The 9064-nt window shown below is 40.2% G+C and carries 6 protein-coding genes and 1 pseudogene; 3 read left to right on the top strand and 4 right to left on the bottom strand.

Annotated elements, in window-relative coordinates:
- Positions 1–69: 69 nt before the first annotated feature.
- Complete coding sequence (locus F6K27_RS31330) at positions 70–3777, bottom strand: hypothetical protein (protein ID WP_287279723.1); 3708 nt, start codon at positions 3775–3777, stop codon at positions 70–72.
- A 191-nt stretch (positions 3778–3968) separates the two neighbouring features.
- Here F6K27_RS31330 and F6K27_RS31325 point away from each other — a divergent pair, with 191 nt between their 5' ends.
- Positions 3969–4100, top strand: a complete 132-nt coding sequence (locus F6K27_RS31325) for a hypothetical protein (RefSeq protein WP_287279722.1) — start codon at positions 3969–3971, stop codon at positions 4098–4100.
- A gap of 135 nt (positions 4101–4235) precedes the next feature.
- Here the strand turns inward: F6K27_RS31325 and F6K27_RS31320 are convergent.
- Both F6K27_RS31320 and F6K27_RS31315 read right to left on the bottom strand, forming a co-directional pair.
- Positions 4236–5666 (bottom strand): annotated as a pseudogene (locus F6K27_RS31320) (ATP-binding protein).
- 179 nt (positions 5667–5845) lie between these two features.
- Complete coding sequence (locus F6K27_RS31315; protein WP_287300956.1) at positions 5846–6010, bottom strand: hypothetical protein; 165 nt, start codon at positions 6008–6010, stop codon at positions 5846–5848.
- Between the two features lie 116 nt (positions 6011–6126).
- Here F6K27_RS31315 and F6K27_RS31310 point away from each other — a divergent pair, with 116 nt between their 5' ends.
- On the top strand, positions 6127–7146 hold the full coding sequence (locus F6K27_RS31310) for an ATP-binding cassette domain-containing protein (protein WP_287279721.1): 1020 nt from the start codon (positions 6127–6129) through the stop codon (positions 7144–7146).
- A gap of 188 nt (positions 7147–7334) precedes the next feature.
- Here the strand turns inward: F6K27_RS31310 and F6K27_RS31305 are convergent, their stop codons facing one another.
- Positions 7335–7466: a hypothetical protein gene (locus tag F6K27_RS31305; protein ID WP_287279720.1), complete on the bottom strand. Its 132-nt coding sequence runs from the start codon at positions 7464–7466 to the stop codon at positions 7335–7337.
- A gap of 476 nt (positions 7467–7942) precedes the next feature.
- Here F6K27_RS31305 and F6K27_RS31300 point away from each other — a divergent pair, with 476 nt between their 5' ends.
- The gene (locus F6K27_RS31300) at positions 7943–8980 is read left to right on the top strand and encodes a hypothetical protein (protein ID WP_287279719.1); all 1038 of its coding nucleotides are present in this window, start codon (positions 7943–7945) and stop codon (positions 8978–8980) included.
- Positions 8981–9064 lie beyond the last annotated feature (84 nt).

The following is a 9064-nucleotide window of genomic DNA, read 5'->3' as shown; positions in this document are numbered from 1 at the left end:
ACGCATCCTTAAAACTTTAACCTTTAGCGATCGCCTAATTTATGAAAAATACAGCTCATACAGTTACTTTTATGTTACATTATCAATATTTATGTAATATGTAAAGATGCCAGCGCTCATTGCTATAACTTTACCCTCTTTCACAAGCTTCCTCCCTTGATCCAATAACGCATCTACTTCCTGATATTTGGCTTTAGCTTCTGGATCGATATTTTTTAGATTAGGAATATATGCCACTTTGTCAAGCTCTTTTGCTCGTTGATACTTTTCTACTGCCACCTCTATTTTTCCTTCTCTTGCTAATTTCGTACCTTCCTCCATCAGCTTTTCTACCTCAGCTAATGATGCTGCAAGAACTTTTGGCTTGAGGTTGAGGTCGGGATTCCATTTTAGTGCTTTCTCAAAGAAAGCAACTGCTTGCTCAAGTTTTTCTGCTTCTCCTTTACTTTCCCTTGCTAGTTTCTCTCCCTTAGTTATCCAACTGCGAGCTGCTACTTTTATGCGTTTGTCAGTTTGGCAAATCTTGAGTTTTTTTAATTCCTGGGGGTGGGTAATCAGGTAATCATTTAACCACTCGCAACCACGTTTGGTTAAATCTTCTATCCGCAAATCTGTCCACAATTTCACCGTGTTGTCAGCACTACCAGAAGCAATAGTCTCTCCATCGGGGCTAAATGCTATACTGTAGACAAAATTCTCATGCCCCTTCAGAGTCTGTAACAACTGCCCCTGGCGGTTCCACAATTTCACCGTGTTGTCAGCACTACCAGAAGCAATAGTCTCTCCATCGGGGCTAAATGCTATACTGTAGACGGGATGCTGGTGTTCCTGGAGACGGTTAAACTCTCTAAACTCCTCTTTGTTGCGTTTGTAAACTGCGACTCGCAGAGCATTTGTAACCTTGCTAGCATCATCCGTTGGTTGAAATTTACTATTTCTTTGTTTTTGCCTAGCTTCCATGGCAGTCATCAGGCCATCCCATCGCTCACCTGAAATAGACAAAGCTCTAGCCTCACTTGCTTGAGCAATAGTAGTTTGTCTTTCTGCCCGTATTTTTTCCTTCTGTGCCCACAAACCAAATATTGTCATCCCTCCTGCCAATACTGTCATCACCAATGCAGCAGCAACCGACCCTCTAACTACCCACTTCTGTAACTGCTGTCGTTTTTCCCGTTCCTGTTTCAGCTCCTCTAGTGTTTCATTTCCTTTCCTTTGCCGAATAAAAGCAACTAAATAATCATGCACTAACTGATAACGATTTGCTGGTTTTTCCCGTAACAAAAATACTAAACTAGACTTGACAAAAATCTTTAATACTAACTCTAACTCTTTCTCTTGAAACTCACTTTCTTTTACCAATTCAGCCTGAGTTTTTAGTGGTCGAGTATTATTTTCATCGGTTAACAATATCAACACCAACCAAGCAAATTTTTCATTTTCTTCACCACAGTCTTTTACTACTGATGCTAAATATCGGTTTACTAATTCTGCTTTGGAATCCTCTCCTAATTCTTGATATTTTTCCACAGTGGTAATATTCTCTGTCTGTAGTTGTGCCCCCACTACTTGCAATTCTATCGGGCGAATTTCTCCCAACTCCTGAGCTAAATCTTCAACTAACTTTTCTGTCAGATTTGGATCTATTTTAAACTGAGAATTTTCTGTTAATCCTTGAATGACTAATTTTGCCTGTGATTGGGAAAAGTTTCTCAATTCATAAAGAACATTTTTACTTAAAATGTCATTGCTGATTGTTTCTAAATTTGCTAAATAATTAAATTCTAATAAATAATGAATATAATCTGAACGCAGGGATAAAACAATTTTCACAAAAGGAATTTTTAAACATTCTTCCAGAAACTGAGCAAATTCTCTTTTTTGCACTGGCTCTGAATTAGCAAAGAAAAATTCCTCAAATTGATCGAAAATAATAACCGTAAGTAGATTTAATTCAGCATTATTTCGTAACTGAGAAAAAATTGCCTCAGTCGAATTAAGTATATGTGAATTAACTGCTAATTGGGGAATTGCTTTAAGTTTTTTAGCTAAACTTTCCCCCAATGCTGAAATCCAATAAATATAAACTTGCTGCAAAACCACTACTACATTACGGGTATCAATTGATTTTTTTTCTAAAACAGGTATTAATCCAGCCTCCAAAATTGAACTTTTACCAACTCCTGATTGTCCATGAATCACTATCAGTTTATAGTCAGGGCAACTAATTCTTTCTAGTAATTCTTCGACATTAAATTGGCGTCCAGATGCAGCAATTTCTTGAGTAACTTTTCGTCGATTAAGTTGAGGTAAAGCCGGATTGGTATTTGGTTTTCTATATTCCAAACGATTTGCACCGATAAATGCTACAAACCCAAATTGTTGTTCTATTTTTTGTCGTTCTTGCTTTAATTTAAAAGCTGCTAAATATGCCTTTTGTTGGTAATATATTTCTCGTAATCCTGTGATAATATCAATATAAAATTCGGTACTGTATTCAGGTTTTGTTGTATTTTTTGCTTGTTCAAAATTGGCTATTGATGCTTCAAATTTACCTAAATATTTTTCGGCTTTTGCTAGAGCAAATAAATATTTTCCCAGATGAGAATAGCGCTCCCAATCTAAAGTAATTTCGTCTTTTTCTGAGCTAGGAGGAGATACAGCATCTAGAGTTTTGTTAAAAATTTTTATGGCATTTTGAGCAAGTTTTTTTGCTTGTCTATAATGATTTTTTGCCAGTTCAAATTCTGCTAGAAAACCATAAGCACGAGCTTCACGAAATGCCTGGGAATAGGTTTGATGTAATTCTATTGCTCTCTTAGCAACAGTTTCTAACTCATTCCAACGCCCTAAAGTTTGCAAAACTTCTCCCCAAGCATTGATAAATTTAGCAACTAAGTCTGGGCGTTTAACTGTCTCAAAGCCTTCTACCGACTGCTGAAAATATGAACAAGCTCTCTCGCAAGCCATATTTTTCTCAACCCGATGCCTAAGTGCATAACTACGCCACCATAACCCCAGATAATAATAAGTGTGAGCTACTCGCACCGAGTTGTTAATTTGTTGCCAAAGTTCGAGACTGCGTTGATAATGCTCTAGTGCTACTTCGGTAGAATTATCAGTTGCCCTGCCTAAAACAAATTCCAAATTTGCTTCTAATTCAGGCTCTAAGGTAACTTCTCGGTTTAACAATTCTTGCCTTGCACCCACCAACTCTTGATAAGCAGACTCTCCCAAACCAAGGGTAGTATCATCTAAAAATATTCCTGCCCCACTTTCTAAAACTTTCTGATAAACACTCTCACTGGTCTGCTGAATAAAATCAATTAATTCCTGAGTGGCAGTTTCAAAAACGGTCAGACTTGACCAATTTTCAAAGTCAGGAATTAAGCGAATAAACTTACGAGAAATTTCTGCATCAATCCATAAAACTATGGGATAGGGACAATTTTTTCTAAACTCCTCCCGTACTAAACTCATTGCGACCAACAATTTATCAATATCTCTCACAAACTCTAAACCCCAAACCATCAAAGCATCTGGTTGTTGGTCTCTTAACCTTTTTCTGATACTTGCACAAAGTTCATCGACAGACTCATCCAACTGTAACTGTGCCAAGTCTCCAGAAAAAGATTCTCGGAGTTGTATAATTATGCGATCGCGCTGGCTCAAATTATTGCACTGTGCCAAAAACAGCCGAAATTGTCCTTGAGACATTTCCATCCCTCGGACTAATTTCTGCAATAATTTTTGATTGTTAATTTCCCTGTAACTAGGCATAAATTTTTGACTCTATGTTAATTGCTAACAAACCTCAAACCTTTATTATTTCCTACTAGACTGACACACCTTAAATGGGGGGATGGGGTGATGGGGGGATGGGGTGATGGGGTGATGAAAAAAGCTAATGCACTATTTTAGGTGAAACGGTCCACTACTAGACTGACACAGCTAAAACTGTGCAATAGATTGTGGCGTTGGTAAAGCGCGTGTATGATATTAGTCTTAATTCTTTAGGAGTCAGGAGTCAGGAGTCAGGAGTCAGGAGGGAAGAAAAACAGAAAAAACCCCGAGTAGAAGGAGAAAGTTTTTTGGTCGCGTAAAGGTCACGGAGTTCTATCGCACTATTATCCGGATATAGTATCATACCTCAAATTACCAACGCCTAGATTGTTATTTCTAGGTGTCTTTATCTCCCCTACTCCCCCACTCCCCCACTCCCCCACTCCCCCACTCCTCTACTCCCTTATATTTAACTCTGGCGCATCTTTCAAGAGAGGATTAATATCAAACCAAGGGCCAAGTTCATCTTGATACTCATAAACAAACATACTCCGGATTAGAGTTTGATATCCATCATCTCCCGTTACTTTTTTTGTCTGAGTAACTCGGCGCAATAATTCCCACTAATGGTCATCTACAGCTAAAAGTCGCTGATTGCGATAAGTTCTAATTACATTGGCAACACTAGCGCGGGAGATGGGAAGATCCCCTTCTTCCATAATAGCTTCATTAACTATGCGCAATACATTCCTCACATGACCGCCACTGAAACGACATAAGTAATCTAAAGTTTCCTGACTATCAAAGATTTCGGTAACTTTTGCCAAACGTTGCTGTGGATCTAATTCTGGAAATGCCCTGGCCAAAACTAACTGTCGCATTAACTTCATTCCTTCAGCACATTCACTACCATCGCGCAACTGTGTGGCCACCATTGGCAATATTTGAGGGTCTTTCTTAAATCTTTGAGTTAATGTGTCGTAGTCATTGGAAAACCTCAGTGCCATAGGAAGAGTATAAATCACATGACAATGAAGACTCATCAGTTGTTCGCCCCGGTCAACAAATAGATATTCTGGTTGAGGTCGCCCCCAAGGTTTAGGTGAACTATCAACTTTTTCCAGGTTGTCAACGATAACCACTAATCCTTTTTTACCATACTGTTTGAGCTTTTCGTTAGCGGGTTCGAGCAATTCTTTGTTAATAGTTTCAATAATTCTGCTGGTGCGGGGTCCGAGATATTCTCTGAGTTTAGTACGAAGTTCGGGACTATCTTTTGCCTGGGCAGTAATTTTACCAATTCCTAAAGCTACAAATTCTAATCCTTTTTCGTTAGCTTTGACTTGACCAACTCCAGGCAAACCAACTTCTGCTGAAAATGAACCCTCACTGCTAGCTGCCACTTTACCCATACCAGGAATATTCGCTTCTGCAGAGAGTTCAATTTCTGTCTGCAATAATTTGGCAGCTCCCTGAAGTAGACCTTTTAACCCTTTTGGTTCCTCCAAGTTAAGTTTTTCCAGCTTCTCCAAACTTCTGCCGATCTGTTGTGCAATAGTTAGAAAAATATCGCCTACATCTACATCTCCCATTTCTAGGTTTTTGTCAGACTCAAAATAGACAACGTGAAAGCCTTCTGCTTCTAACTGTTGCTTAAGTTGCCATAATTCTGTAGACTTGCCACAACCAATATGTCCGGTGAATAGTTGGCAAGTGGGTCGGCCTAAAGACCAGAGAGTAATAGTATTTTTTAATTTTTTAATAACTTTTCCTCCACGCACAGTCGAGAAGTCAATGTAGTATCTAGTGTCAATTTCTACATTATCTATAAACAGAGGAATGCCAGGGTTTGTTGCCTGAAAAAAGGCTTTAATATCTATGGTCATAACTATTTTCTATTTATGAGAAGCTACCATGAATTTTATCCCAGGGAAAAGGGAACAGGGAAATAGGCAACAGGCAACAGGCAACAGGCAACAGTGACAAAAGCTTTTCTGTGTCTCAGGTCAAACATAATATGGCTGAAGGAAGAAGGAGAGAAGGACAATCTTGCGTTGTCTGAGTTTTAAGCTTTTGGGCGTTGGTAATTTGAGGTATGATACCATGTCCGGATAAGAGCGCGATTTCTCCTTCTATTCCTCTTTCTTCTTCTTTCTTCCCTCCTGACTCCTGACTCCTGACTCCTGACTCCTAAGTAATTAAGATTAATATCATACACGCGCTTTACCAACGCCAGCTTTTGATATGTCCGCGCCCTTTCCTTCCACTGCTATACTTCTGGTCTTCTGCCAAGAATAAAATAAACAATTACAATTATCAAAGAAAACTTTATATTTACTAATAATCATGGTACCAGCAGTTTTAATAGAAAACCTTCAGAAAAGTTATGGTTCGGTTACAGCAGTTAAGGACGTTTCCTTTAAGATAGAACCTGGAGAAATATTTGGTTTACTTGGCCCTAATGGTGCAGGTAAAACAACCACACTACGCGCTCTGTGTACTCTACTTACGCCAGACGCTGGACGTTTAGAAGTATCTGGTATTTCAGTAGTTGACCAACCGAGAATAGCTAGACAACGTCTTGGCTATGTTGCTCAGGAAGTGGCCCTCGACAAGGTACTTACAGGTCGAGAACTACTGGAACTACAAGCAGCGATATACCATATTCCAGGCAAATTGGCAAAAGAAAGAATCGAAGGAGCGATCGCCCTCCTGGGAATAGAAGATTGGGCGGACAAAAAAACAGGCACTTATTCAGGGGGTATCCGCAAACGTCTAGATTTAGCAGCGGGTTTATTGCATCAACCAGATGTTTTAGTTTTGGATGAACCGACAGTGGGTTTAGATATTGATAGTCGGGTAGCAGTTTGGGATTTTTTGCGTCAGTTGCGAGACTCAGGTACAACAGTTTTGATTACCAGTCACTATCTGGAAGAAGTCGATGCTTTGGCAGATAGGGTAGCTATTATTGACCAAGGTGTGGTTATTGCGACGGGTACTCCTTCAGAACTTAAAGACCGGGTGGGAGGCGATCGCATCACTCTCCGTATTAGGGAATTTTCTTCTACTGAAGAAGCAGAAAAAGCAAAAGCATTACTAGGAAACCTGCCAATAGTTCAAGAAGTTATTGTTAATGCTGCTCAGGGCAATTCTTTAAACTTAGTTGTGAAGCCCCAAAGTGATGCTTTGATCGAAATTCAACAGTCATTGCAGTCAGCAGGTATACCAATTTTTGGTATTGCTCAAGCGCGACCAAGTTTGGATGATGTTTATCTGGCAGCAACAGGAAAAACTTTGATGGATGCAGAATTAGCTGCTGTGGGTAGTCGTGACTTAAAAGCTGAGAAAAAACAAAGTATGCGTTAAACGTTTTCGTAAATTGGCACTTTGTAGGTTGGGTTGACGTGAACAGAAACCCAACGGTAGTAAAAAGGGTGGGGAGATGGGGAGATGGGGAGATGGGGTGTGTTAGCGACAGCGTAACGCACCATCAATAGCTGGAATAGGCGGTGCGTTACATTTCAGACGCACCCTACTTCTACTTCTAGCGATCGCTATCTAATCAAGAAGTCTTCTTCTGCTAACTCTGGCATATTTGTTAAAGTGGCAAATTGACCTCTATTACCAAAACCAGTTGCACTACCGTTGGGGTTGTAGAATAAGTTTCCATTGTCACTATTAGACATCTCCAGAAAATAAACTTGCCCTTTATTTGCTATAAACTAGAGTGTAATAATACCAAATTGATAAATGTTTGCTACAAATAGCTAGGATATTTATTAGGAGTCAACCCACCCCTCGCCCCTCCCCCTCCCAGGAGGGGAAGTCAGGAGTCAGGAGTCGTATAAGAATGGCTTTAATACCATTTTTTAGGACGTAAATTATCTTTTTTATCAAAGGGATATCTCCTGTAAAGTTTTTTTATCGCTCTTACTATTCGTAGCATTAGACATCTGGTAAAAATCAAAAACAAAATCAATTATTATCCAGAAATTATCAATTATTCTTCTCTGTTCCCTGTTCCCTGTTCCCTGTTCCCTCTTTTCTGGAGATGTCTATTCTTTTTTCAAATTGGTATAACTCAAAAAATCATTTTCCGTGTTTTTTTCCTAAAAATATCTTCCCTGTTCCCTGTTCCCTACTTTTACAAGTTGAGTAGTTTATGCATTTAATTGATTACACTATTGTCGTCATCTACCTGCTGGCGATCGTCCTGTTTGGCGTATTTCTCCAGCGGAAAGCATCCGCTGGCATAGACTCTTACTTTCTGGGCGATCGGAATATGCCTTGGTGGGTATTGGGGGCATCCGGGATGGCTTCCAATACAGACATTGCGGGGACAATGTTGATCACGGCCTTAGTCTACGCCTTGGGAACGAAGGGATTTTTTCTGGAACTCCGGGGTGGCATTGCCTTAATTCTAGCAATGTTCATGATTTTTATGGGCAAGTGGAATCGTCGCGCCCAAGTTATGACTTTAGCGGAATGGATGCATTTGCGTTTTGGAGTTGGACGGGAAGGAAATATCGCCCGGATAGTTAGTGCCGTTGCTGCTATTATCTTGACCATTGGCAGGATTAGTTACTTTGCCATCGGTGGGGGCAAATTCTTAGGAGAATTTATTACTGTCGATGCCCGTCTGGCCTCAATTTTAATCATATTCCTGGCATTGATATACACTGTCCTTAGCGGTTTTTATGGGGTGGTGTTAACAGACCTGTTTCAGGGAGTTTTGATTTTTGTGGCTATCATCTATATCTGCGCGATCGCTCTGCAACTTCCCCCTCTCCCGGAGACATTTGCCATTTCTATTCCGGGAACCGAGCAATTGCACGAGTGGAATTTTAGCGAGTGGAGTAGTATATTCCCCTCCATGGAAGTAGACTTGCCAGGAGACTATGGCCGTTTCAACTTCTTCGGCGCTATCCTTTGTTTCTATCTGCTGAAAGTATTGATGGAAGGGTTTGGCGGTATCGGTGGTTATATGATGCAGCGGTATTTTGCTGCCAAAAGCGATCGGGAAGTGGGGTTAATGTCCCTGTGGTGGATATTCTTGCTTTCCTTTCGCTGGCCTTTGGTAACCGCTTTTGCGATCCTGGGCATCAATTACGGCATTACTAACCAAGTAATTCCTGACCCGGAACTGGTCTTGCCAACGGCTTTGTTGCATGAAAGTAGCGATCGCCAAAAACTCCCTTAGTTGGAAGTTAACTAGATTTCTACTTTGTAGCTCTGGGGTTTACCATTTTGAATCATCACGTTGAGTATGGAACATTGTATGAAT

The sequence above is a fragment of the Okeania sp. SIO2F5 genome, assembly GCF_010692685.1.
GTDB classification, from domain to species: Bacteria; Cyanobacteriota; Cyanobacteriia; order Cyanobacteriales; family Microcoleaceae; genus Okeania; species Okeania hirsuta.
The sequence above is the reverse complement of the archived record's forward strand: the minus strand, read 5'-3'. Positions and strand labels throughout refer to the sequence as shown.